The sequence below is a fragment of the Paenalcaligenes niemegkensis genome (assembly GCF_022230885.1).
Lineage (GTDB): Bacteria > Pseudomonadota > Gammaproteobacteria > Burkholderiales > Burkholderiaceae_B > Paenalcaligenes > Paenalcaligenes niemegkensis.
This window is the reverse complement of record NZ_JAKGCT010000002.1, coordinates 183,051-207,615: the sequence shown is the minus strand read 5'-3', so window position 1 is coordinate 207,615 and position 24,565 is coordinate 183,051. Positions and strand designations below refer to the sequence as shown.

General features: G+C 54.2%; 17 protein-coding genes, 1 tRNA gene and 3 pseudogenes. 10 read left to right on the top strand and 11 right to left on the bottom strand.

The window, feature by feature from the left end; genetic code table 11:
• Nucleotides 1-169 precede the first annotated feature (169 nt).
• Complete coding sequence (locus L1889_RS02740) at nt 170-1,027, top strand: extracellular catalytic domain type 1 short-chain-length polyhydroxyalkanoate depolymerase (RefSeq protein ID WP_238663776.1); 858 nt, start codon at nt 170-172, stop codon at nt 1,025-1,027.
• A gap of 167 nt (nt 1,028-1,194) precedes the next feature.
• Here L1889_RS02740 and thiC read toward each other — a convergent pair whose 3' ends face one another.
• The 3 genes and pseudogenes from thiC to L1889_RS02725 all read right to left on the bottom strand — a co-directional run bounded on the left by thiC (nt 1,195) and on the right by L1889_RS02725 (nt 6,206).
• A complete protein-coding gene (thiC, locus tag L1889_RS02735; protein WP_238663775.1) occupies nt 1,195-3,108 on the bottom strand; it encodes a phosphomethylpyrimidine synthase ThiC in 1,914 nt (637 codons plus the stop codon).
• Between the two features lie 310 nt (nt 3,109-3,418).
• Nucleotides 3,419-4,488 (bottom strand): annotated as a pseudogene (locus L1889_RS02730) (MFS transporter).
• Between the two features lie 203 nt (nt 4,489-4,691).
• A complete protein-coding gene (locus L1889_RS02725) occupies nt 4,692-6,206 on the bottom strand; it encodes an FAD-dependent oxidoreductase (RefSeq protein WP_238663774.1) in 1,515 nt (504 codons plus the stop codon).
• Between the two features lie 46 nt (nt 6,207-6,252).
• Between L1889_RS02725 and L1889_RS02720 the strand changes: the two genes are divergently transcribed.
• From L1889_RS02720 to L1889_RS02710, 3 genes are all read left to right on the top strand, one after another.
• A complete protein-coding gene (locus L1889_RS02720; protein WP_238663773.1) occupies nt 6,253-6,750 on the top strand; it encodes a MarR family winged helix-turn-helix transcriptional regulator in 498 nt (165 codons plus the stop codon).
• A gap of 32 nt (nt 6,751-6,782) precedes the next feature.
• Nucleotides 6,783-7,226 carry an Rrf2 family transcriptional regulator gene (locus L1889_RS02715; RefSeq protein ID WP_238663886.1) on the top strand — a complete coding sequence of 148 codons (444 nt, stop codon included), beginning with the start codon at nt 6,783-6,785 and terminating at the stop codon, nt 7,224-7,226.
• A gap of 67 nt (nt 7,227-7,293) precedes the next feature.
• Nucleotides 7,294-7,965: a class I SAM-dependent methyltransferase gene (locus tag L1889_RS02710; RefSeq protein ID WP_238663772.1), complete on the top strand. Its 672-nt coding sequence runs from the start codon at nt 7,294-7,296 to the stop codon at nt 7,963-7,965.
• A 209-nt stretch (nt 7,966-8,174) separates the two neighbouring features.
• Here L1889_RS02710 and L1889_RS02705 read toward each other — a convergent pair.
• Nucleotides 8,175-8,251: transfer RNA gene (locus L1889_RS02705), tRNA-Met, on the bottom strand.
• 343 nt (nt 8,252-8,594) lie between these two features.
• Between L1889_RS02705 and L1889_RS02700 the strand changes: the two genes are divergently transcribed.
• Nucleotides 8,595-11,240: a molybdopterin-dependent oxidoreductase gene (locus L1889_RS02700; RefSeq protein ID WP_238663771.1), complete on the top strand. Its 2,646-nt coding sequence runs from the start codon at nt 8,595-8,597 to the stop codon at nt 11,238-11,240.
• Nucleotides 11,241-11,365: 125 nt separating this feature from the next.
• On the opposite strand, the gene L1889_RS02695 is transcribed toward L1889_RS02700, so the two are convergent.
• Complete coding sequence (locus L1889_RS02695; protein WP_238663770.1) at nt 11,366-12,958, bottom strand: gamma-glutamyltransferase family protein; 1,593 nt, start codon at nt 12,956-12,958, stop codon at nt 11,366-11,368.
• A 62-nt stretch (nt 12,959-13,020) separates the two neighbouring features.
• Entirely contained in the window at nt 13,021-14,031 is a 1,011-nt protein-coding gene (locus tag L1889_RS02690; protein ID WP_238663769.1) for an LLM class flavin-dependent oxidoreductase, read from the bottom strand.
• A 76-nt stretch (nt 14,032-14,107) separates the two neighbouring features.
• Between L1889_RS02690 and L1889_RS02685 the strand changes: the two genes are divergently transcribed.
• Together L1889_RS02685 and L1889_RS02680 are read left to right on the top strand one after the other, a co-directional pair.
• The gene (locus L1889_RS02685; protein ID WP_238663768.1) at nt 14,108-14,725 is read left to right on the top strand and encodes a class I SAM-dependent DNA methyltransferase; all 618 of its coding nucleotides are present in this window, start codon (nt 14,108-14,110) and stop codon (nt 14,723-14,725) included.
• 60 nt (nt 14,726-14,785) lie between these two features.
• On the top strand, nt 14,786-15,616 hold the full coding sequence (locus L1889_RS02680) for a mechanosensitive ion channel family protein (RefSeq protein WP_238663767.1): 831 nt from the start codon (nt 14,786-14,788) through the stop codon (nt 15,614-15,616).
• Nucleotides 15,617-15,699: 83 nt separating this feature from the next.
• Here L1889_RS02680 and L1889_RS02675 read toward each other — a convergent pair whose 3' ends face one another.
• The 3 genes from L1889_RS02675 to L1889_RS02665 form a co-directional block, all read right to left on the bottom strand.
• The gene (locus L1889_RS02675) at nt 15,700-16,476 is read right to left on the bottom strand and encodes an IclR family transcriptional regulator (RefSeq protein ID WP_238663766.1); all 777 of its coding nucleotides are present in this window, start codon (nt 16,474-16,476) and stop codon (nt 15,700-15,702) included.
• A gap of 189 nt (nt 16,477-16,665) precedes the next feature.
• Nucleotides 16,666-17,595, bottom strand: coding sequence for a serine O-acetyltransferase (gene cysE / locus L1889_RS02670; protein ID WP_238663765.1), 930 nt, complete (start codon nt 17,593-17,595; stop codon nt 16,666-16,668).
• A gap of 23 nt (nt 17,596-17,618) precedes the next feature.
• Nucleotides 17,619-18,431, bottom strand: a complete 813-nt coding sequence (locus L1889_RS02665) for an RNA methyltransferase (protein ID WP_238663764.1) — start codon at nt 18,429-18,431, stop codon at nt 17,619-17,621.
• 108 nt (nt 18,432-18,539) lie between these two features.
• Here L1889_RS02665 and L1889_RS02660 point away from each other — a divergent pair, with 108 nt between their 5' ends.
• The 3 genes and pseudogenes from L1889_RS02660 to L1889_RS02650 all read left to right on the top strand — a co-directional run bounded on the left by L1889_RS02660 (nt 18,540) and on the right by L1889_RS02650 (nt 21,883).
• Complete coding sequence (locus tag L1889_RS02660) at nt 18,540-19,331, top strand: inositol monophosphatase family protein (RefSeq protein ID WP_238663763.1); 792 nt, start codon at nt 18,540-18,542, stop codon at nt 19,329-19,331.
• 77 nt (nt 19,332-19,408) lie between these two features.
• A pseudogene (locus L1889_RS02655) lies at nt 19,409-20,979 on the top strand (TerC family protein).
• 34 nt (nt 20,980-21,013) lie between these two features.
• Nucleotides 21,014-21,883 carry an undecaprenyl-diphosphate phosphatase gene (locus tag L1889_RS02650; RefSeq protein ID WP_238663762.1) on the top strand — a complete coding sequence of 290 codons (870 nt, stop codon included), beginning with the start codon at nt 21,014-21,016 and terminating at the stop codon, nt 21,881-21,883.
• A gap of 110 nt (nt 21,884-21,993) precedes the next feature.
• On the opposite strand, the pseudogene L1889_RS02645 reads toward L1889_RS02650, so the two are convergent.
• Both L1889_RS02645 and L1889_RS02640 read right to left on the bottom strand, forming a co-directional pair.
• Nucleotides 21,994-23,054, bottom strand: a pseudogene (locus L1889_RS02645) (AbrB family transcriptional regulator).
• A complete protein-coding gene (locus tag L1889_RS02640) occupies nt 23,054-24,565 on the bottom strand; it encodes a tripartite tricarboxylate transporter permease (RefSeq protein ID WP_238663761.1) in 1,512 nt (503 codons plus the stop codon). Before L1889_RS02640 ends, L1889_RS02645 begins: the two are co-directional and overlap by 1 nt.

Sequence of the window (24,565 nt, the reverse complement as noted above, 5' to 3'; positions counted from 1 at the left end):
TCTATGATCGGTGCTCCGGTCATGACCCTTGCGACCTTGGAAATCAGACACGCTCTGAACATGAGCAAACGCGCCAGCATCAAATGTCGTCGAGATACTTGGATGACGAATCAAGTTTCCCACGATCGAAGGATAAAAGGCTGATGAACCTCTTTAAAGGAACAGTGCCTTGAAAAGTTATCGATATTCAAACACCCAAGGCGAGAGGGAGTACTTGCTTTTCGTCCCGAAGGGGTACGGCAGTAAGCCTCTACCTTTGATAGTCATGCTGCATGGCTGTAAACAGGATGCAGTGGACTTTTCGCTGGGCACCGGTATGAATGTGTTGGCCGAACAGGAAGAATGTTTGGTTGCCTATCCAATTCAGCCTCGCCGTGCGAGCCACGCCAAATGCTGGAATTGGTACCAACCTCAACACCAGCACCGAGGTCTGGGCGAGCCTTCGATTCTTGCGGGAATCACGCAGGAGATCATGACTAACTTCAAGGTTGATGTAACGCGCATCTATGTAGCCGGTCTGTCGGCGGGTGGCGCGATGGCGGCCGTCATGATCCACACCTATCCAGACCTTTATGCCGCGGCTGGAATTCACTCAGGCCTACCCTATGGGAGTGCGTCTGGGCTGCTTTCGGCGCTAGGCGCCATGAAGATGGGTATAAGTGCGCCATTTGGGCTGTCCGCTATTGCAACACTTGCTTCGGAGGAGCGTCCGCTGATCGTTTTTCATGGGGACTTGGACGGAACCGTTCATCCCTTAAACGGCTGGGAGCTGCTAAAGGGGTTTGACCGAGGTGACGCTACCGTGTCGGAAGAAATCGCAGACCAGGCTGATGGGCGTCGATCAACCCTAAGCATAATGGAGAGCGCAGACGGGATCGACGCTGAGCACTGGTCCGTGCATGGAGCCCCGCACGCCTGGGCGGGTGGAAACAAAAACGGTTCATACACGGACGCTAATGGGCCAAATGCCAGTGCCGAAATGATGCGCTTCTTTCTTGCACACTCGCTGCAGTCCACAGGCGCCTAGGCTCGTCGATAGAACAGCGGGCATTCTGGAATGCAGATAACGTTCGATGTTTTCGCGGGATATTATTTTAATGGCAGTTGAATCGCACTGCGCTTAGCAATAGTCAAACCGCGGGCCAAGGCAAGAAATAACGTCTGCACCGACCCGCTCCACGAAAAGGTTTTGGTTTAGGTTTGATGGTAGATTTGTGCTCCTTTCTTCACAAACTCAATGGCTTTTTCTTGCATGCCCTGATGCAAGGCTTCACTGTCTTGCAAGCCTTTTTGCTTGGCATACTCACGTACGTCCTGCGTAATTTTCATGCTGCAAAAATGCGGTCCGCACATCGAACAAAAGTGGGCTACTTTCATGGAGTCCTTAGGTAGGGTCTCGTCATGGAAGTCTTTGGCGGTATCGGGATCAAGTCCCAGATTGAACTGGTCGTCCCAACGAAACTCGAAGCGTGCTTTAGATAAGGCGTTGTCCCGTATGGCCGCGCCAGGATGCCCTTTGGCCAGATCGGCCGCATGGGCGGCAATTTTGTAAGTGACGATTCCGTCCTTGACGTCTTTTTTATTGGGCAGGCCCAAGTGCTCTTTTGGGGTGACATAGCACAGCATGGCCGTGCCATACCAGCCGATCAGCGCTGCGCCTATGCCCGACGTAATATGGTCGTAGCCAGGCGCAATATCCGTCGTCAGTGGTCCCAGCGTGTAGAAGGGCGCTTCGTGACAGTGCTCCAGCTGCATATCCATGTTTTCCTTGATCAGGTGCATAGGCACGTGCCCGGGCCCCTCGACCATGACTTGTACGTCGTGCTTCCAGGCCACCTGGGTCAACGCCCCCAGTGTTTTCAGTTCGGCAAATTGCGCTTCATCGTTGGCGTCGTAGCCTGATCCTGGACGCAAGCCGTCACCCAGTGAAAAGCTGACGTCATAGGCTTTCATGATTTCGCAGATGTCTTCGAAGCGCTCATAGATAAAACTTTCTTTATGGTGGGCCAGACACCACTTAGCCATAATCGATCCGCCCCGCGACACGATGCCCGTCATGCGATTCGCAGTCATGGGAATGAAGGGTAGCCGAACACCTGCATGAATAGTGAAGTAATCAACACCCTGCTCGGCTTGCTCAATGAGTGTGTCGCGGAAGATTTCCCAAGTCAGGTCTTCAGCTTTTCCGTCTACTTTTTCCAGGGCTTGATAAATGGGCACGGAGCCGATCGGCACGGGTGAGTTGCGTATGATCCATTCGCGGGTTTCGTGTATGTTCTTGCCGGTAGACAAGTCCATCACAGTGTCGCCGCCCCAGCGTATCGCCCATGTCATTTTTTCGACTTCATCGCTGATGTTCGAGCCTAGCGCTGAATTCCCTATATTGGCGTTGATCTTGACCAGAAAATTTCTCCCTATGATCATAGGCTCGCTTTCGGGGTGATTGATATTGGCTGGAATGATGGCCCGGCCTCTTGCCACTTCCTCGCGCACGAATTCTGGCGTGATTGACGCTGGGATTGCTGCTCCAAAGGATTGGCCGGGATGTTGGCGCAGCAAACGCTGCACCAGTTTGTCGCCATCGGGGCTGCCGGCGCGTAACGTTTCTATGTAACGCTCGCGTTGCAGGTTTTCACGAATCGCAATGAACTCCATCTCGGGGGTAATGATGCCGCGACGCGCGTAATGCATTTGCGTCACGTTGTTTCCCGCTCGGGCGCGACGAGGTAAGCGATTCAACTCGAAGCGCAGAGAATCAAGCTTTGTATCCTGGCGACGGAGCCGGCCGTACTCGCTGCTGGCACCGGTCAGCTGTTCGGTGTCGTTGCGCTCTGCGATCCAGGCACTGCGCACTGGGTCAAGGCCTTTGCGGATGTCGATTTTTACGGATGTATCTGTATAAGGTCCGCTCGTGTCATAAATGGTAAGAGGAGGGTTTTTCTCGCCGCCGAACATGGTTGGCGTGTCATCTTGCGAGACCTCGCGAAATGGCACGCGTATATCGGCGCGTGAGCCTTGCTGATAAATTTTGCGTGACTGGGGAAGGGGTGTGATGGCGGCCGCGTCGACTTCGGCGTTGGCTGCTGAAAAGAGGGTGTTGGTGTTCAAGACGAGCTCCAAGAAATTAATAATGGAGCCGATAGGGAATAGTCTTGCCGTTATCGGGCGACATGGAGTCAGACGATATCAAACAAGTACGCTCCCAGCATCGGCATTATCCGTACTGGTACGAAGGGCCTTTCTCAACCCGCCCAAAATAGCGAGTACCCCTGCGTGCGCCCTAGTATAGGACATAAACTTGTGGTGTGAACTTGAAACGGCTCTGAATTGGTGAGGCCCTGTGCACAGGTGGCGAGGCTGGCTTGCGCGCGGTGCCGACAGGCACAAGGCCGAAGGCGGGAAACTGGCTTCGTCACGGTCATTCCTGCAACGCTTCGAGCCTTGTCATTGACTCCGGGTCGCTCTTGGGAAGCCAGGCAATCGTCACCATAGCTCCGGCAATCGCGACGGCGACCGCGACGCTGATCCAGACGCCGTAAAGCGCATACCCCAGAATGAAGCCGCCCAGAACGGGCGAAACCATATCAGTCACCGCAACCAGCGCTTGTGCCGTGCCCATGATAACCCCCTGCCGTTGGGGTGGGACATGGACGGACAGCGCCGCAAGGTAGGTGGGCTTTGCAAGGGCATCTGCGGAGCTTATGCACAAAACAGCGAAGGCGAGAACGGGGATGGTGCTGGCGAGGCCCGCGCTCAGGAATCCGGCGCCTAACAGGGCAAAGATCACAATGATCAAGCGCCGCTCGGTGAAATGCCGGCCCAGCCAACCCAGTAGGAAGAGTTGGACAAGGACGTTGATCACACCATCGGCCATCATGATGTAGCTCAGTTCCTTCGGCCCGAAGGCATGGCCGTTCCAGATAAATGTATCGGCAAGAAAGACGGGCATCTGCGAGATGTACATGCCATAGGCGAAGAAGTGGCACAGCATCACGATGACCAGAATTCGAAGCACAGGTGATCCCAGGATCGCGTGCACCGAGCGTTGACCGCCGCGAGTTTGGCGCTTGGAGCGGGCGGGCGCCTGCCCGCCTTTCAGACGGAAGAGGGTCACAACGACGGAAAGTAGCGTCAGCGCGAGGGCGGCATAGATCGGCGCGGTCAACGAAGTGTCGGCCAGAAGGCCGGAGAGGCCCGCGCCAACGACCCCGCCCACGCCGACCCCACCCGTCAGGATGCCGATGGCCTGTCTTCGGTGCCCGGCCTCCGAATGATCCGCGACGTAGGCTACGGCGGCCGAAAGATTTCCAACGGTCATCCCGAACAGCGCGCGGGCCAGGACGATGAAAAAATGTTCGGTGCGCTTGCAAGCAACAAGAGGCTCGCCGCCGAGACGATCTGGCCCGCAAGAAGAATCCGTTTTCGTCCGTAGCGGTCAGAAAGCTGGCCGAGGACGGGCGCGCAGAAGAATTGGCTAAAGGCTTCGATCGCGATGACGATACCAAGAACCAGTGGGGAGCCCCCCTCTCACGTACATAGAAGGGCAGCACGGGCATGACGGCGGCCATACCGGCGGCATACATGCAGACGATCAGGAAAACGGGCAGGATCAACCGCCAGTCAAACGCCTTTGTCTCCCCGGTCATTTCCGTTGGAAAGGCGTCATCTGTCATTTCCAGCTCCCGCGGCTATCATTTCGATGTTTCTTCGAGTTCGCTCACACCCATGCGAGTCAGGTAGATTGCAAGCTTGGCGGTTTGGTCTGCGTCAAGGATCGCGCCGACATATCCGTCCGGGCGGATCAGCACGCACTCGCCCGGTGCCAAGCCATAGGCATCGCGAACGTGCCCCCAGGCGTCGATGACATCGCCGCTCGAGCCGATATGGTGGATATGCAGCCCTGGTCGCGGCCGGATCGTGTCAAATCCGGCCTCATGGACAAGCAGCGTCCAGTGCGGGCCTTGGAACAACTGGAACAGGCGCGAGGGCTGGCCCGCAGCGCGCCTGACCGGGGCATCCGGTGCGCGATCCCCGGCCCGGATGCCACCTTTGCGCTCGGGCAGCTCCTTAGAGAGCGGCGAGTCCGGGTAGCCGATATCGAGCTGGTGGACTTCGCGTCCGCGACGCATCCCGCCCTCTTTTTGGGCCTCGAGCAGCCGGGTCGAGAGCCCGAGCACGGCTTCGGCCACGGGACGACGTTCGGCCTCATAGCTGTCCAGAAGGTCTTGCCTTGCTCCCTTTAGCGCGGCCGCAAGCTTCCATCCTAGGTTGTAGGCATCTTGCACACTCGTGTTCAAGCCTTGTCCTCCGGTGGGCGGATGCACGTGGGCGGCATCGCCCACCAGAAACACCCGGCCCACACGGTAGCGCTCGGCCAGCCGCGCGTTCATCTGGTAATCCGAGGCCCAGTACACCGAGTGCACGATGATGTCCGTGCGCCCCGTGCGTGCGGCGGCGAGGGCGGTCAGCCCTTCGCCCGAGAGATCGGCCGGCGCATCCGGCGGGATCGGCGCCTGGATCTGGAACAGATCGGTGCCGGCGAGCGGGCAGATCGCGAGCATTCGCTGCATGTCGCCGTTGTTGAACTGATGCCAAGCGTCGCGGTCCAGCCCGGTCAGCACGACATCGGCCACGATGGCGCGCACCCCCAGCGTCTTGCCGGGGAAGTCCACGCCGATCGTTTTCCTCACGAGACTGCGCCCGCCATCGGCGCCAACCAGATAGCCAGCCTGGAAAATTTCCTCGCCCGACGGTCCGATAACGCGTGCGGTGACGCCGCTGCTGTCCTGCTCCAGTCCAATTAATTCGCAGCCGAATTCCACGCAGTGGCCAAGCTCGTTCAGCCGCTCGCGCATGATCTGTTCCGTCAGAAACTGTGGCAGCATCAATGGCAGGTGATAAGGCTCTGCTGGCGTCGGCTCGATGTCGTCGGCCATGTCTGAATCAAGGTAGCTACCGTCGTCACGGTAGGCACGCTGGTGTGGATAGGTTCCCCCGCTTGCCACAACTTTGTCGAGGATGCCAAGGTCCTCGAAGATTTCCTGGGTTCGTGGCTGGATGCCCTTGCCGCGCGAGCCAGCAAACGGTGTCTTCATCTTCTCGATCAGCCGGAACGAGACGCCGCGTCGCGCAAGCTCGATGGCAAGGGTCAGCCCGGCTGCTCCTGCCCCGCAGATCAGTACGTCTGTGGCAAAGTGCGGTTTCATTTTGGGCTCCATTATGTGTAATATGCACCTAATTGGAGTGAATATTATGCGATCTAAAAAGAATGTGCAAGATGCACATATATCCGAGCAACTACGCCTCTTGCACGATGCGCTGATCAGCATCGTCAGCGAAATGAACCGCCTGCAGCGCGACGAGGCGATGGTGCGGGAAGCCGGCATATCGCTTGACCGGGCCCTGTTTCCGCTACTGGTGGGGATCGAGCGACTTGGGCCGATTGGCGTTGTCGAAATCGCCGACCGTCTCGGGCGCGACTACACGACGGTCAGCCGGCAAGTCGCGAAGCTAGAAGACCTGGGCCTGGTTCAGCGCCGGACAGTGCCCAAAGACCGTCGCGTGCGCGAAGCGATCGTGACGCCCAATGGCAAGGCCATGACCGATGCTGTGGATGCGGCGCGCGAGCGGATCGGGCGGGCGATATTCGCGACGTGGGAAGAACAGGATTTTGCGCAGTTGGTACGGCTCTTGCAGAAATTTGCGAAGGACGTCGGTGCGATAGGCGTCCACCTTCCAGCGCGGACTTGACACACAACTCTAAATGCAACATCATTAGTTACATGAAACGAGACAGCCGCCTATCGTCGGTCCTGCACGCGCTGCTGCACATGGCAGAGCAGGATTCACCGATCACTTCTGAAACTCTGGCCCAATGCCTGGGTACCCACCCTGTCGTCGTGCGGCGCACCATGGGGTATTTGCGAAAAGCGGGCATTGTCACTTCGGATCGAGGCCACGCGGGCGGATGGCGTATTCATGCCGACCTTGGCTGCGTCACCCTGCGCCAGTTGCACGAAGCGCTGGGCGAGCCGGCAATGTTTGCCATCGGCAATCGCAACGAAACACCGGAGTGCCTGGTGGAACAATCGGTGAACGCTGCGCTCGAAGGTGCGTTTGCCGAGGCGGAGGCACTGCTGCTAAAGCGGTTTTCGGAAATCACCCTTGCCGATCTGGCGGCTGACTTTGTACGTCGGCATGCGGCGGCACGATGCAAAAGGAGTTGAGCATGGACCACGACGTCATCGTTATCGGCGAGACCGTTCCACCCCTGCAAGAGGAAGCTGCCGCCTCATGACTTCGTTTTCCGGCTCGACCATCGTTTCGGGCTATGCCGAGAACGCCGCGCGGATGGTGCCCGGTTTGCGTGACTTGCCGAAGATGGCCGGTGCGCTGCTGGCCGAGCGTGCGCTGGCCGATGCCCGCATCCTGGTGCTTGGTGCCGGTGGTGGGCTTGAGTTGAAGGCCTTGGCCGAGATGCAACCAGGTTGGCGCTTCGATGGGGTGGACCCGTCGGCCGAAATGCTCCAGTTGGCCCGCACGACGCTAGGACCTCTCGCACCCCGTGCGCGCTTGCACGAAGGATATATCGACACTGCTCCCATGGGACCGTTCGACGGCGCGACCTGCCTTCTGACACTGCACTTTCTTGAGCAGGCCGAACGTCTAGAAACCTTAAAGCAAATGCATATGCGGCTAAAGGCTGGCGCCCCCTTGGTTGTCGTACATCACAGCTTCCCCAACGAAGGGCCGGACCAGGACACGTGGCTCCGGCGTAGCGCTGCTTTCGCGCTCGCCTCCGGAATGCCTTCGGGGCAGGCCGAGAACATTCTGAGGCTCAAGGGGCGATTGCCCGTGCTCTCGCCAGAGCAAGACGCTGATCTGCTCAGCGAGGCCGGATTCACGGATATCGAGCTGTTCTATTGCGCCTTCACCTTCAAGGGCTGGGTCGCCTACAGATCATGAGGGGCCAAGGCCGCGCTGCCATTGAGGGTTAGAAATTAACTGGACAGGTAGCAGGCTGCTAATGCATCAGTTCTGTCGGGAAACTCAGCGAAAGACCGCAGGTGTTTGTACCCGAGCTGATCAAAGAGCTAACCGAAAAGCGAACAATAACTTGAGATTTAACAGACAAAAAAGCCCCGATATCTATTAAATATCGAGGCTTTTAAATTTGGTTGCGGGAGCTGGATTTGAACCAACGACCTTCGGGTTATGAGCCCGACGAGCTACCATGCTGCTCCATCCCGCGTCAGAGAATCTATAATAGGCCATCTAAAAAAATATAGCAAGCCTTTACCTGGGTTAACGTGGCGTGTTAAGAACCCAAACGCAACGCCATCTAAACCCCTCCATCGGCATCAGCCTGCTCGCCCACGACCTGTTCACCGGACACCCGGACAAAGCCGACTGACACTTCACGCTGCGCGATACGCATGCAGCAACGGTGCAGTGGGGTGAAGCACCGCACAAATAAACAGCCGAGGTTTTGATATAGCACAAGGTCGCTTTACGTCAACTGCGATAGGGTGAGTGTTCGCACATAGGACGTTTTTGTAAGGGAAGATCTGATGGGGTTCAGTAGAAGAAGGTTCTTGAAGTCTACAGTCGCGACAGCCGTCGCAGCCAATGGATTAACGTGGTTCGCAGCCGATCATGTATTTGCTGACGATACTGTTACCATCCCAAGTGCCAGTCACTGGGGGCCGTTTAACGCAGTGGTTAAAGATGGCGTGCTGATTGGTGTACAGCCCATCCCCGAGCTCGACGCGATGCCCAACAAAATGCTCACAGAAGGCTTGTTGGGCCGTGTCTACGATAAAACTCGTGTTAAGTACCCCATGATTCGCAAGTCGTATCTGGAAGGCCGAAAAACAGGAGACACCAAGCCACACCTGCGCGGCAAAGAACCCTTTGTACGGGTCACCTGGGAAGAAGCCCTGGCCATAACCGCCGACGCCATCGTGACTACCGCCGGGAAGTATGGCAACGAGGCCTTGTTCAGCGCTTCATACGGCGGCTGGTCTCATGCAGGATTATTGCGCCCACAAGTTCTGCAGGGGCGCTTGTTTAACCTGATTGGGGGGCACTCGGTAACCACAGGGGACTACTCGGCAGGCGCTTCCCAAATCAGCTTGCCGCATATTATCGGCGACATGGAAGTTTATTCTCCTCAGACCTCATGGGAAGTCATCGCTGATAAAACCGAAGTCATGGTAATGGTAGGCTGTGACCCCTGGAAGAACAACCGGGTCGAGTTCACTGTCGCTGATCACCAGATGTTCCCGCGCTGGAAAAAAATCAAAGAACGCGGTGTAAAATTTATTTCCATCAATCCGCAATACACCCCTACAGACGTTGCGATGGAAGCCGACTGGGTAAAAATCGTACCCAATACCGATACAGCACTGTTTCTGGCAATCTCCTATCACGTCTACACAACGGGTAAACACGATCAGGCCTACCTCGATAAATACACAGTAGGTTTCGATAAGTTCCTGCCTTACCTTCTGGGCGAAGACGCCGACGGCACTCCGGCGAAAACGCCAGAGTGGGCGGCAGGAATCACCGGCATCCCCGCTGCGAAAATCATTGAAATGGCTGATCTGTTCGCCAGCAAGCGTACGCAGTTTGCCTTGGCCTGGTCGTTACAGCGCGCCCACCATGGCGAAATGCCACACTGGGCAGCGATCAATCTGGCAGCCATGCTTGGAAAAATTGGTAAGCCAGGCGAGGGTATTGGCGTTAGCTGGCACTATGGTGGCGGTGGGATGCCGCAGTCCACCAAGGTTATGCCTATTGGTCTGCCGCAAGGCCGTAACCCGCTCACTACCCGCTGCCCTGCCTCGCGTATCAGCGAGATGTTGCTTAATCCTGGCAAGAAATATACCCGTGATGGCACCGAAGATGTCTATCCCGACGTTAAATTGGTGTACGCGGCAGGCAACAACGTCATGTCGCACCAGCAAGATACCAACGAGCTTATTCGGGCGCTTAATCAGCAGGTTGAAACCTATATTTGCCAAGACCCCTGGTGGTGTGCCTCGTCGCGTTTTGCCGATATTGTCCTGCCCGCCACGTCAGCACTTGAGCGCGATGACATGAGCACAGGTGGTACTTATGGTAATGACAAAATCTACGCTATGCGTAAAGTCATCGAACCTTATGGGGAAAGCCTGGATGACTTTGAAATCTTCAAGCGTCTGGGCGATCTGATGGGAGTAGGTTTCGGCTTCACCGAGGGACTGACGGTTCAGCAGATTTTGCGTAACGCCTATGATCACTCCGATGGCCACATTCCCTTTGAAGAATTCTGGGAGAAAGGCCACGTCAAGCTGGAAGTCCCCGAGGAAATGAATCGCTGGGTACGTCACGGAGATTTCTACGATGATCCCGAGAAAAACCCCTTGCATACGGCTTCCGGAAAAATCGAACTCTATTGTGAGACCATTGCTGGCTATAACATCCCTGACTGTCCGCCCATTCCGAAATTCCTTGAGCCTTTAGAATATTTGGGTAATGCTAAAGAGGGGCAGGTGCATGTGGTCAGTCCGCACCCTTATAACCGTTTGCATTCGCAGATGGCCAATACGGAACTGCGTTTTGAGCAGCACGTGCAGGGCCGTCAACACGTACTGATTAGTGTGGAGGACGCCGAGGCGAATGGCATCAAAGATGGCGAGCTGGTCGAGCTGTATAACAAGCGCGGAACCGTTATTGCCGGAGCTCGGGTTACGGATCAGATCATGAAAGGGGTGGCTAGCCTGGAAGAAGGCGGTTGGTTGCAGTTTGACGCTAAAGGTCGCTGTAACAGTGGTTCTATTAACGTCATTACTACCAGCATAGCGGCCAGCGGTCTTAGTCAGGCCACGAGTGCCAATACCTGCGTTGCCAGCTTGCGTAAATGCACTGACCCCGAGTCCGATAACCTGGCTTTTGAGCCGCCGGTTATTGAAGAGTCGAATGGTCTGGGACTGGATGTCGCTGCCATGAGCCTGGTAGCTCGTACCAACGAACTCAAGGGCGCGACCATGGCCGATATGACACCCGGCGAAAAATTGTTCTACGGGCGCTGTACCTTGTGCCACGTAGCACGCGAGCCAGGAGACTACACCTTTGGTCAATGGCAAGGTATTACTGAAAGTATGTTCCCACGGGCGGGGCTAACCGACGACGAGCGTAAGCTTGTACTCGGCTTCCTGGCCAAGAATGCGAAAGATGGTCCGGTCGTTGTTGACTAAATGCTCAGAAGCCTTGTATGACTTGCCAAGGGCTTTGAGGACGAAAGACTACGCAGTACATACGGAAGTAGTAAAAAACCCACCTTGTTGGTGGGTTTTTTGCGCCTATCAAATGATAATTTAGGCTAAAAAGCGCAGGCCTGACCGTCTTTGCGATGGTCTGATCCACCCACATAGCTGCCATTTTCACGGACGATCAGCTGGGCGCCCCCAAAAGCAAACACGCCGTTGCCTTCTTCTATCGTCAGCGCGTGTCCTCTGGCTTTGAGTTCGTCGATAACCGAGGGCGTAAAGCCTGGCTCCAGCGATACATCCAGTCCGCCTGTCACACGCCATCGAGGTGCGTCAGAGGCGGCCTGGGGGTTTTGACGGAAATGCAGCACCCTGACACACATCTGCAAGTGTCCCTGCGACTGCATGGGTCCGCCCATGACTCCAAATGCCATGTAGGGATCGCCATTCTGATGGGTGACAAAACCGGGAATAATGGTGTGCGAAGGTCGCTTACCAGCGGCTACGCAGTTGGCGTGGGCCGGGTCAAGACTGAATCCGTGGCCGCGGTTCTGCAGGCTGATACCTGTGTCTGGCACCACCACACCAGAACCAAAGCCCATGTAGTTGGATTGGATGAACGACACCATCATGCCGTTGGCATCCGCCGCAGCAAGATAGACCGTACCGCCAGGCTTGGGACTGCCAAACACAGGTGCCTGGGCATACTTGGGATCAATCAGTGCAGCGCGTTCTCGCAGATAGTGGGGGTTGAGTAAATCAGCAGGCTGAATGCGCATATGGTCCAGGTCGGCATTGTGTTCGTAAAGATCAGCAAAGGCGATTTTCATGGCCTCAATGCAAAGGTGAACGGTCTGCGCATCGTCGACTTCCAAGCCTTCGAAGCCCAGCGCGTCCAGCATGCCTAGCGCCATTAAAGCGGCAATGCCTTGCCCATTGGGTGGGATTTCATGCAGGCGGTAGCGCCCGAAAGAGGTGCTGATGGGGTCGCACCAGTTGATTTGGTGCTTTGCCAGATCGTCCAGGCTAAGAGCGCCGCCACAGCGTCGGGCGTGCTCAACCATTTTTTGTGCCAGTTCGCCGCGGTAAAAGGCCTCGCCATTGCTGCGGGCGATTAAGGACAGCGTTTCAGCCTGAGCTTGGTTGATGACCGTTTCACCAGCCTTGGGAACGCGTCCACCAGGCATGAAGCAGGAGGCAAAGCCTGGCTGCGTGCCCAGTTTTTGTGCGCCTAGATCCCAGAGCGAGGCAATAATAGGCGAAACCGGGAAGCCATGGCGAGCATAGTTGATGGCTGGCTGCATCACGGTGCTTAAAGGAAGCTTTCCGTAACGCTCAGATAATGCCACCCAGCCGGACACAGCACCGGGAACGGTAACGGAATTCCAGCCTGTTTGGGGGACGGCGTCTAAACCTTTGAAATAGTCAGCACTCCACGCTTCTGGTGCCCGGCCTGAGGCGTTTAGCCCCGATAATGCTTTCCCGTCCCATACCAGGGCGAAGGCGTCGCTGCCAATGCCACAGCCGGTAGGCTCGACTACTGTTAAGGTGGTTGCAGCAGCAATGGCGGCATCCACGGCGTTCCCTCCTTGATACAGCATGTTAAGACCTGCCTGCGAGGCCAGAGGCTGTGAGGTGCTGATTGCATTGCTCCCAAGGACGGCGGGGCGCGCAGAGGGGTAGGGGTAACGCCAGTTCATGCTCATGATGTCTTGTTTATACAGGGGAGGTTACTCAAGCTGGGGAAAACACTGCCAGGAGTCGAGCTTTATGTTGCCGTTTTATTGATCAGTGCATAGGCATCGGCAGTGAGCTGGTAAGAACGTATGCGCGCCTGATGATCGTACATATTTGACGTTAGCATGAGTTCGTCAGCGCCCGTTTTATCGATAAAGGCCTTGATTTGCTGGGCCACCAATTCGGTGTTGCCAATAGCGGAGCACGATAGGACATGGTCGATAAGTGCCTGGGCTGGAGGCCCCATTTTTTCCAGATAGTTTTCGACGGGCGGGGGCAACTGTATGGGTTTGCCAGTGCGCAGACTAACAAAGGATTGCTGCCACGAACTTGCAAGATAGCTGGCTTCATCAGTGCTGTCGGCGGCGAATACGTTGAAACCCAGCATGACATAAGGCTTGCTTAGGTACTGAGAAGGTTTGAATGTGCTGCGATACACGTTCAGGGCGTCCATCAGCTGCGCGGGGGCGAAGTGTGAGGCAAAGGCATAGGGCAGGCCTAAAGCGGCTGCCAGTTGCGCTCCGAACAGGCTGGATCCTAAAATCCAGACTGGAACGTGCAGGCCTTTGCCAGGAACCGCTAATACAGGCTGTTCTGGCTCGTCAGACATGTAGTCCATCAGTTCAAGCACATCTTGCGGAAATTCGTTGGCATCAGACTGTAAGTTTCGGCGCAGTGCCCTTGCTGTGAGCTGATCAGAACCGGGAGCGCGTCCCAGGCCCAGGTCAATGCGGCCCGGAAATAGAGATTCCAGTGTGCCGAATTGCTCAGCAATAACCAGCGGAGAGTGATTGGGCAGCATGATCCCGCCAGCGCCTACACGTATGTGTTTGGTATGGGCGGCAACGTGCCCGATAAGTACAGAGGTGGCGGCACTGGCGATCCCCAGCATTCCGTGATGCTCAGCCATCCAGTAGCGCTGGTAGCCCAGGTTTTCTGCCAGTTGAGCGAGCTCTACAGTATTGGCAAAGGACTGGGCGGCTGTTCCTCCTTGCACTATAGGGGCTAAATCAAGTACTGAGTACGGGTGGTTTTGCTTCATGCTTAACTGTCCTAAACTGGGTCACGGTAACCCTTACTATAGGCCAATAAACACGTTTTTGGGTTCAATGTATATTATGAATACGGCTTCAAGTCAGCGCACCATTCAGCATTACGCGCAAAATGCGGAACAATTTAAACAAGGCACCTGGGATCACGATGTAGAACAAAACCGCCGGGCTCTGCTACAGGCTCTTTCCGGCTCAGCCCCTTACGATCTGCTTGATCTTGGCTGCGGTCCAGGACGTGACGTACTGGCGTTTTCACAGCTGGGGCATCGGGCGGTCGGGCTGGATGGTTGTGCCCAATTTATAGCGATGGGAAACTCGGTCAGTGATGCCGAGTTCTGGCATCAGGATATGCTGAATTTATCTATAGGGCTAAACCGCTTTGATGGCGTCTACGCCAATGCATCGTTGTTCCATGTTCCAAAGGAGCAGCTGCCCGAGGTGCTAAGACGCATCTTTGATGCGCTGCGAGAAAATGGTGTGCTGTTTAGTTCGAATCCTTGGGGCGAGGACCAAGAAGGCTGGAATGGCGACCGCTATGTATCACTGCATAGCTGGGAATCCTGGCAGCAATATTTAAGTCAGGCCGGGTTTGTCCTGGTGGATCATTATTATCGCCCTAGCGGGTTGCCCAGATCGCAGCAGCCCTGGCTGGCCAGTGTGTGGCGTAAACCTAAACCTGACTGATCACCTGAAAAAAGTATGATGTCTCGCCTTGTCAGTCAACCTTAAGCAGGAGTGAATTTCATGTTGGATGTAATTCCTAGCGGCCTCAGTGGGTCGTGGATCGAAGTTTTCGCTATTAATTTAGTGGTAGCGGTCATCATTCTGGTAGTGGGGTGGTGGGGATCGTCCATTGCCGGTAAGGCTTTGAAGAAAGTGGCGCAACGCTCCCCTCGTATCGATCAGACCATCGTCCCTATGGTGCAAAGCGTTACCATCTGGACTATCCGGGTATTTGTATGCATAGCCGTGCTGGCGCGCTTTGGCGTGCAGACAGCGAGTGTGGTCGCGGTACTGGGTGCAGCGGGACTGGCCATAGGTCTTGCTCTGCAAGGCACACTGCAAAATATTGCTGCAGGCATCATGTTGCTTGCGCTGCGCCCTATTCGCGCAGGCGAGTTCGTTTCAATCGTGGGTCAGGGAGATGGTACGGTAGATGAAATCGGCCTGTTTCTGACGCGTTTCATACAGGTTGACGGCATTCAGTTCACGCTACCCAACAGTTCAATCTGGGGCAATGCCATTATTAACTACAGTCGCAATGAAACTCGCCGTCTGGATGTGGGCGTTAATATCCGGTACGGAGACGATCTTGATCAGGCAATCAGCATACTCAAGAACCTGGTTGTGGCTAACGAGCATACGCTGTCTGACCCTGCACCCATGGTTATGGCCATGGAATACCGCGAGAGCACCATTGTGATCAACATCAGGGCGTGGGCCAAGACAGAAAATTACTGGGATCTGCGTTTTGCCTTGTTGCGTCAGGCGCCTTTGGCGTTGGCGCAGGCAGGCTTAAGACTGCCTGTACCTGTGCGGGAAATCAATGCTGTCGAAAACAGCCAGGTTGCCTAGTCCTGTGTTCGTACGTTTTAGGGGCATTGGCCGTTTGTTCCCCATTGCTATTCACACCGGTTAGCGTAGGTAGCTATCTGCCCCTAAAAAAGCTGTTTGGCCAGCGTTGCAAGGGTGCTTTCGAGCATCTGGGCAATTTCTTTTTGCCGGCGAGAGGGCATGCGTTCAGTGATGGCTGTTACGCTTAAACCCAGTATAGGCTTGCCCTGCGCATCGCAGAGTGCGGAGCCCACCCCCAATGCGCCCCGTACCGCATAATTGCCCACAACCGAGTAACCCCGGGTACGTGTATTAGCGATAAGCTGGCGCATTTCACGCTGTGTCATTCCGCCATAGTGTTCAAGCTGTTCCTGATTTGCCTGGATGATGTCATCGATGCTTTGGTCGTCTAACTTGGCAAGTATCGCCATGCTGGCAGAACCCACGCCTAATGGCTGCACCTTGTTCACATAGGTAGCAAGTATCTGCACAGGGTATGAACCGATTTCCCGCCATAAGGTGGTTGAGCTGTTTCCCTCCCGTACCACCAGGAACACGGCGTCGCCGACCTGCTCAGCGAGTTCGCGCATTAAAGGTTTGGCAATATCTACGATACGATTTGACGGTTCTGCGATTACAGGTAACCGTACCTTGGTGGCGGCATATCGACGGGTACGACCCACAGCATGCACGAACTCAGTTTCGGTCAGGGCTGCCAGCAGGCGGTAGATAGTGGGGCGTTGCAAGCCGGTTAAACGAGAAATTTCGGTAACACTCAAACCATTATCATCGTGGGCCTGCAAGGTCTGGAGTATCTGTAAACCGCGCCGTAATGTGCGGGGACCGGTTGCTGTGGCATCAGGTTGGGTTTGAGTTTCCATGTGCTACACCGTTACAAAATAAATGATTCAGTATTTAAAAATACTGCATGTACCCGTACCATGTCCACTCTACGGACGCTGCCTGCTGGTAAACCCGAGCAAAAATTGCTGTGTGGCGCTCTCTGTCCGGGTCAGGGGGTGATATAGGGTGGTTTTCTTACGGCTAACGGCTTTTCCTGCAAGCAGCCTTTACTCCATCATTTTGTTCAGGCGTTCAGTGTCCAGGGGCGGAGAGCCATTTTCAACTCGTTGACCAAGCTCTTCCAATGCGTGACAGAGCCGGTTAATGCGTGCATCTTGTTTTGCCGCATGATTGACCAGTTCATTAATGACTTGTACTAAAGGATCGTTGTTACTTTGATCAACGGCATAGGCTGCAAACTCACTCTGCGAGGCTGGAACTTCCCGGGTGTCAGAGGATGCATTGCTTTGAACCGGGGCAGCGTCTTTACGGCTACGATCCAGCAGTTCATGCAAAGGCTTTCCAGACCATTCTGACTGACAGGTCAAATCTACCTTATCGGGCGTTGAAGTCGCCGCGATATGGGGAGCGCTTTCAGGAGCCGCGGTCAAGGAGTCATCAGTGGCTTTGCTGTGCGGTTTTTCCTTGCTGATAATGCGTGCCGGGTTGCCTACTGCCGTAGCACCGGCCGGTATGGGTTTGACTACGACGGCATTAGACCCGATTCTCGCCCCTGCACCGACCGTAAAACCCCCGAGTATTTGTGCGCCGGCCCCGACCACCACTGCCTGCTCAAGGGTAGGGTGCCGTTTTTCGCCTTTATACAAGCTGGTGCCGCCTAAGGTTACGCCTTGGTAGATAGTACAGTCGTCTCCAACTATCGCTGTTTCACCAATCACGATCCCGAATCCATGATCGAAAAACACGCGATTGCCAATACGGGCTCCGGGGTGAATTTCGATGCCTGTGAGCATACGGGAGAGGTGAGATAGAAAGCGAGCCAGCCAAAGCCAGTTGTGATTCCACAGTTTGTGCGACAAACGATGAACAAGGATCGCATGCAAACCCGGATAACACGTAAGAATCTCCCAGCGACTACGCGCAGCTGGGTCACGTTTATGGATACAGGCGATGTCTTCGCGTAGTTGTTTAAACATAGTAAGAGGGCGAGCAGAGAAAATTATTGACTGTTTCGAGCGGCGGCCTTGGCGGCAGTTTTAATCATTGAGGTGCATAGGCCTCTGAGCATGGCAACTTCGTTGATGCTTAAGCGGCTGCGGCTGAATAACTGTCGCATGCGCGGGAGAAGTTTCTTGGGATGTTCCGGATCTAAAAAGTCCACCGCGATCAGGGCTTGCTCCCAGTGGGTTAAAAAATCGGCTACCAATCCATTATTCGCGGTGAGCGAACCTGGATCTACCTTGCCATTTGTATGGGGCAAGGCATCAAGATCGAGCCTGTCCAGCAAGGCGTATCGAAGTTCCCATGCTGCTAATTGTAGGGCCTGCGCCACATTTAGCGAACTGTATCCCGGATTGGCAGGAATATGGCAAAGGTGCTGACACAGGTCTAAATCGTCGTTGCTAAGCCCGGTGCGCTCGGTTCCCAGCACCATTGCCACCATACCAGACTCAGTTTCAATGTGTTCGGCGGCCAAGGTGGCGCTTTGGCGAATGTCTAATGGCGGCGGCCCTAAGTAACGTGGACGGGCCGTTAGTGCGAAAGTCAGCGAGACAGGGGCCAACGCTTGCTCTAAACTTGGTACGATACGCGTTTGGCTCAAAATGTCGTTAGCGCCACTTGCCAAGGCAATGGCGTCAGCATGTTCGATCATGTTATCGAATTTAGGTGCCACCAAACACAGTTCTTTAAACCCCATAGTTTTTATCGCTCTCGCCGCTGCCCCTACATTTCCTGGGTGACTGGGTTTGACCATGACAAAGCGAATCTGTTTAAAAACCGTGTCTGTAGCGTCTGCCGTTGTTTGAGTCATTTAAAATAATTGTTGTGTTGTGATCAGTGCCTTATTGTGCTGCGTACTTCGTAAAGTAGAAGTACGCGAGCAGATTGGGCAACGAACTCTTAAGAAATACGGATACTTATGCACCCGATGCTAAACACCGCTATCAAAGCGGCACGCCGAGCAGGCAATACGATTAACCGAGCCAGCGTAGACATTGACCGTCTACAAATCGGCCGCAAAGGGCCTAGTGATTATGTCACGGATGTAGATGCAGCTGTAGAAGAATCCATCATCGAAGCCTTAAGCACTGCCTACCCGGATCACGGATTTTTAGGTGAGGAATCTGGCGAACGCGCCCCTTTGCAGCCTCGAGGCGATGGTGAGCCTGAAAATATTTGGGTCATTGATCCCATCGACGGCACTACCAACTTTATCCATGGCTTTCCTTATTATGCAGTGTCGATTGCGATGCTGCATAAAGGGGTGCCTACCCATGCGGTTATTTATGACCCCAACCATAACGAGATTTTCCATGCAAGCCGGGGCAGTGGCGCCTTTGTAAACGATCGCCGTGTGCGTGTGTCCGGAAGCCGCAAGTACCCTGATGCCCTGTTGGGTGCTCATGTGAACGAGGCCGGTGGCGTAATTTCAAGCCATTCGCCGTTTGCCGCAATGCTCAGCGACTGCGCGGCGGTGCGACGCATGGGCTCTACCGTGCTGGATCTGGCCTATGTGGCTTGCGGTCGCCTGGATGGTTTTGTAGCCACCAAAGTCAAACCCTGGGATATGGCTGCGGGTGCATTGCTGGTGCTCGAAGCCGGTGGTCTGGTCAGCGATTATCAGGGCGAGCAAGACTGGTATCAGTCTGGTCAGATCATTGCAGCCACCCCCAAAATTTTCACCCAGATGCTGGCTCACTTCCAGGAATAGTGTGATTAGCGCTGCTTTCTAAGCAGCGTTTTTTTTAGAGTATTATCGCTTCAAGGACTCTGCACAGGGGCAGCCTCATGGAATGGATGCTGGAACCTACCGCTTGGGTAGGGCTACTGACGCTGGTATTACTCGAAATCGTGCTGGGCATCGACAATTTATTGTTTATTGCCATTTTGGTCGAGAAGCTTCCACCCGCCCAACGCGATCGTGCACGTATCGTAGGATTATCACTGGCGCTGATTATGCGCTTGGGCTTGCTCGCACTGATGTCCTGGCTGGTTACTCTGAACCAGCCTTTGATACATCTGTTGGGGCAGTCTTATTCAGGCAGAGACCTCATCCTCATTGCTGGCGGTCTGTTTTTACTGTTTAAAGGTACGATAGAGCTCCACGAGCGTATTGAGCAGCGCACTCGAAGCGCATCCAGCTCGCGCATGTATCCCGGCTTCTGGGTGATCGTGTTGCAAATTGTGATTCTTGATGCGGTTTTTCTATTGATGCCGTTATTACCGCGGTAGGGATGGTCGACCATCTGTCCATCATGATGATGGCAGTAACCATTGCTATCGGTATTATGCTGCTGGCTTCGAAGCCTTTGACGGTCTTTGTGAATCGCCACCCCACAGTGGTGATATTGTGCCTCGGCTTCTTGCTTCTGATTGGTTTTTCGCTGATGGCCGAAGGCTTTGGCTACCACGTCCCAAAGGGCTATCTGTATGCAGCGATTGCCTTTTCAGTGCTCGTGGAAAGCGCAAACCAGCTAGCTAAACGTAATCAGCGTAAAGCCGAGCTTCGACGGCCTATGCGTGAGCGTACCGCACAGACGGTATTGCGTTTATTAGGCAAGCACACGGCAAAAGCTAACGATCAGCTTCAGCTAGACCCTATCAAGGCCGAGGCCAGCCTGGTGTTTGGCGATGAAGAGCGCAATATGGTCAGTGGCGTGCTGAACTTATCCGAGCGTAACGTGCACTCCATCATGACTCCACGCAATGACATCACCTGGGTTAATCTGCTTGATCCACCAGAGCACCAACAACAACTCATTCTTAACGAACCCCACAGTTACCTACCCGTTTGCCGAGGAAGCCTTGATGAATTGCTAGGAGTGGGAAACGCAAAAGAAATGATTGCCGATTTGACGATGCATCAACACATCCGTCTTGCTCAGCTACGTGATCCGGTGATTGTGCCTGAGTCGGTGGATGTGCTTGCTCTGATGGGCTTGCTTCGAGAGTCGCACGGCCAGCTGATTCTGGTTGCAGATGAGTTCGGCTCAATTATCGGTGTAGTGACAGCCATTGATATTTTCGAGGCAATTGCCGGCGAGTTTCCCGATGAAGACGAAACCGCCGATATACATGCTACGGGTTCCAACGAATGGCTGGTTGATGGGGCTGCGGACCTGCTACATCTGGAGCAGGTGCTGAATATCGAAGGCCTGGTTGTTGAGCACGACGAATTCGGAACTCTGGCCGGTTATTTGCTTGAACGATTTGGTCACCTTCCCAAGGTTGGTGATCGTTGTCGTTTCAATTGGGATCATGTTCAAATAGAGTTCGAAGTGTTGGCGTTAGAGGGGCGACGGATAGCGACAGTTGCCGTGCGACGACACGACTCTACCGAGGGCCTTGAAACTGTCTGAGCCCACTCCTTATTCCTATTTTGCTGTCTTTCACATGACCGATTACACGCTGTATTTATTGAAAGCTACCCTCTTGGGTATTATCGAAGGCTTTACTGAGTTCATTCCTGTTTCAAGTACGGCTCATTTATTGTTGTTAGTCGAGTGGATCTCCTTCCCCTCCGATAGCAATAAAGTCTTTGAGGTGGTTATTCAGTTTGGTTCTATTTTAGCGGTCATCTGGTTATTCAGAGAGCGAGTCTGGCAACTGGTCAAAGGTACATTCAGTGGTGATCGCACTGAAATGATGTTTGCGCGAAATCTCATTATTGCGTTCCTGCCTGCTGCCGTTATTGGCGCCTTGACCATTCAGTTTATTAAATCCTTATTCCATAATCCGCTGATTTTCGTATTTACCCTGGTTATTGGTGGTTTTATCATGCTTTGGGTCGAGCGTAAGCCTGCTTACGCCAAGCAGAACCCTGGTGCTGCAATTGATGAAGGGCTTACCGCTACCTCAGAAAGAGCCACTTCATATACCCTGGAAGAGATTACCTGGAAACAGGCTTTAGTGGTTGGCTTTGCCCAGTGCATTGCGATGGTGCCCGGCACTTCGCGCTCGGGCGCAACCATTGTTGGCGGTATGCTGGCAGGTATTCATCGCAAAACGGCTACCGAGTTTTCGTTCTTTTTAGCGATGCCTACCATGCTGGCGGCCACAGTCTACGATTTATATCGTAATGGTGGCGCCTTAAGCAGCGATCAAACATGGGGGATTGCGGTAGGCTTTATTGCTGCTTTTTTCAGCGCCTTGTTTTTAGTGAAAGCAGTGTTGCGCTTTGTTTCGAAGCATACGTATAGGCCCTTTGCCTGGTATCGGATTGCGTTAGGGATATGCGTACTGATTTGGTTGTACGCCCGTTAACCTTGGTTAAAGCCGGAAAAGAGCCGCACATTCAAAAATGGATGTGCGGCTCTTTTTGTGGCAAATAAAGGGTGAGGGCCTGGGGCGCTAAGAGCGCTGTTCTTTGAGTTTTACTTCTGAAACTGATGGATGCGCTGGGTTAACAGGCCCACTCCTACCATTAAAAACAAAACACGCAACATGTGGTGGGTGGTGACCATGGCAGGATCGATATTTAAGGCTAATGCCATGACTCCAATTTCAGGGGCACCGCCTGGCAAGAATACAAGAAGGAGGGGGCCAAAAGGCATACCGGTTATCCACTGCATTATTAGGGTCGCAATGAGCGCCACAGCCGCTAGAAGCAGGCCAATAATAATAGAGAGCCAGCCGTCCTTCATGATGGTTTTTATGCTATAGCCTGCAAACCGTACCCCCACGCTAGTACCGATAATGAGTTGGGCTAAAGAGGCGATAGAAGGCGGGGCTAAGGCTGTGCTGATGTTAGTGCTATGTAATACAGCTGATGCCAGTAAAGGAAACAGTAGCATGCCGGTAGGAAACTTCATCTTTTTGGCGAGAAGCCACCCCCTAAACCACATCCTATAAGGTGGAGGTGATCCCAGGATAACTGAGTTGATTCGGACGATTCTGTGGGTGTGGGCGGGTTTCCCAGCTCGTAACCCCCAATATAATGTAGCAAAATTGGGGTTAGGCTAAGCAGCGCTACTAATCGCGCTGAATGGCTAAGGGCAATACGGCGAGTGTCAGCATTGTAGGCATCAGCAATGGCGCTAACTACCGATAGCCCGCCGGGTACGGCTGCAAACAGGGAAGTCAGGCTATCCATGCCTGACCATCTTTTTAATAGTTGGTAGCTGAGGAATGAATACAAGACTGTGATTAATAGCATGACGCTGAGCGTGGGCAGCCATTGGGGCACTAACTGTGCTGTTTCAGCGGTAAAGCTGCTGCCTAACACTACGCCAAGTGCTGCCATGGCGTAGCCACGCCAGGCGCCTGGAAGCTGTAATGATGCTCCAAGTAGCGAGGCGACGGCACATGCAAGAATACTGCCCAGTACCCACGGCAGGGCGAGCCCGAAGTAGATAAAGAAGCCACTGCCTACGAAGCCGATGCTAAGCGCCAGGACGCCCTTCAAGAGCGTCCTGGACCAGTTCCAGTTCACCATTACTTAGCCAGCGCGAGCTTTTTGGCTTTTTGGCGGCGTAGCATAGGCATTACGATCACCGAAACAATGAACACTACCAGTAAGACCGCAGCAATAGGACGTTCGGTCATATAAACTAGCGGATTCCCTCCTGAAATCTGTAAGGTGCGTACTAGCTCGCCTTCAGTCATCTTGCCCAGCAGAAGACCAATCACGGTGGCCGCAACAGGATAGTCATGGCGGCGCATTAACCACCCTAGACCAGCAAAGACCATGACTGTTAACGGACCCGCCATAGTACCGGTTATACCAAAACCACCCCAGGCGCATAATGCCAACACCGACGGCACCAAATAGCTTAAGGGGATACGTACGACTAGGCCCAGCAGAGGCAGTACCGCCAACGCTACAACTCCAAGCAGTATCACCTGACCAAAGTTTCCGATAATGATCGAATACACAAGGTCTCGTTGGTCTCGGATAAATGATGGGCCGCCGACCAGGTTATGAAAGGAAAATGCGGCTAGCAAGACCGCTGTTGCTGCTCCTCCCGGAATACCCAGCGCCAGCAAAGCGGTCATGGAGCCGCCTTCTGAGCTTGAGTTGGAGGACTCAGCTGCGATTAACCCTTCTGTGCAACCGGTACCAAATTTTTCGGGTTCTTTAGATGAACGGCGAATTTCTCCGTAAGCCACCAGATTGGCAACTGAAGAGCCCACGCCGGGGACAGCGCCCACTAAAGCGCCGATAAAGCTTCCTTTGAATAGCTCTTTTGGATACTTAAAGACCTCTTTAAAGCCGCCCAGGATTTTCTTGATGGAAATACGGCGATCTGCTTCCTCGGCAACCAGGTAAGCGCCTGAACGAAGTCTGAGAAGCTCGGAGGCGGCGAAGAGCCCGATCATGGCCGGAACTACGGAAATGCCATCGATAAGATAAGGGTTGCCGAATGTGGCGCGCATGGTTCCCGTGGACGACATGCCGACTTGGCTAAGTAGCAAGCCCAGAGTGCCGGCTAATAAACCCTTCAGGACGGTACTGTCGTTAAGTGTAGCAATCAGTGCTAAGCCCCACATTACGATCATTACCATTTCTAGCGGACCTAGTTTTAACACCATGCCAGCCAGAGGTTGGATCAAAAAGAACAGTAGAGCGTACCCAAAAAAAGTACCCACTACAGAGGCGCCAAGACCGATTCCCAGTGCTTCATTGTGTTTTCCCTGTCTGGCCATAGGGTAGCCGTCAAAGGCACTGGCTACGCTTGAAGAGGATCCAGGTATATTCATAAGAATGGCTGTTACCCCGCCCCCGTAGGCACCACCTGTAAAAATGGCGGTCAAAAACAGCATGGCCTGGAGAAACTCCATTGCCCAGGTAACAGGCAGGAAAACGGCCATGGCCATCGAGATTTGTAAGCCTGGAATAGCTCCAAAGACTAAGCCAATGACGAGTCCCGGAATGACGTACAGCCAAGGGTCAAAGCTGGAAAACAGTAACCCTAATGCTTGTGAAAAAGCTAAAGTATCAATCAT

What these genes read in the sequence shown, in the direction of transcription:
- L1889_RS02710 (WP_238663772.1), top strand. Translation starts at nt 7,294, where the DNA reads ATGACTTCGTTTTCCGGCTCGACCATCGTTTCGGGCTATGCCGAGAAC.
- L1889_RS02695 (WP_238663770.1), bottom strand. Translation starts at nt 12,958, where the DNA reads ATGAGCATGAACTGGCGTTACCCCTACCCCTCTGCGCGCCCCGCCGTC.
- L1889_RS02665 (WP_238663764.1), bottom strand. Translation starts at nt 18,431, where the DNA reads ATGACTCAAACAACGGCAGACGCTACAGACACGGTTTTTAAACAGATT.
- L1889_RS02725 (WP_238663774.1), bottom strand. Translation starts at nt 6,206, where the DNA reads ATGAAACCGCACTTTGCCACAGACGTACTGATCTGCGGGGCAGGAGCA.
- L1889_RS02685 (WP_238663768.1), top strand. Translation starts at nt 14,108, where the DNA reads ATGAATACGGCTTCAAGTCAGCGCACCATTCAGCATTACGCGCAAAAT.
- L1889_RS02690 (WP_238663769.1), bottom strand. Translation starts at nt 14,031, where the DNA reads ATGAAGCAAAACCACCCGTACTCAGTACTTGATTTAGCCCCTATAGTG.
- L1889_RS02660 (WP_238663763.1), top strand. Translation starts at nt 18,540, where the DNA reads ATGCACCCGATGCTAAACACCGCTATCAAAGCGGCACGCCGAGCAGGC.
- L1889_RS02680 (WP_238663767.1), top strand. Translation starts at nt 14,786, where the DNA reads ATGTTGGATGTAATTCCTAGCGGCCTCAGTGGGTCGTGGATCGAAGTT.
- L1889_RS02640 (WP_238663761.1), bottom strand. Translation starts at nt 24,565, where the DNA reads ATGATTGATACTTTAGCTTTTTCACAAGCATTAGGGTTACTGTTTTCC.
- L1889_RS02675 (WP_238663766.1), bottom strand. Translation starts at nt 16,476, where the DNA reads ATGGAAACTCAAACCCAACCTGATGCCACAGCAACCGGTCCCCGCACA.
- cysE (WP_238663765.1), bottom strand. Translation starts at nt 17,595, where the DNA reads ATGTTTAAACAACTACGCGAAGACATCGCCTGTATCCATAAACGTGAC.
- L1889_RS02650 (WP_238663762.1), top strand. Translation starts at nt 21,014, where the DNA reads ATGACCGATTACACGCTGTATTTATTGAAAGCTACCCTCTTGGGTATT.
- L1889_RS02720 (WP_238663773.1), top strand. Translation starts at nt 6,253, where the DNA reads ATGCGATCTAAAAAGAATGTGCAAGATGCACATATATCCGAGCAACTA.
- L1889_RS02715 (WP_238663886.1), top strand. Translation starts at nt 6,783, where the DNA reads ATGAAACGAGACAGCCGCCTATCGTCGGTCCTGCACGCGCTGCTGCAC.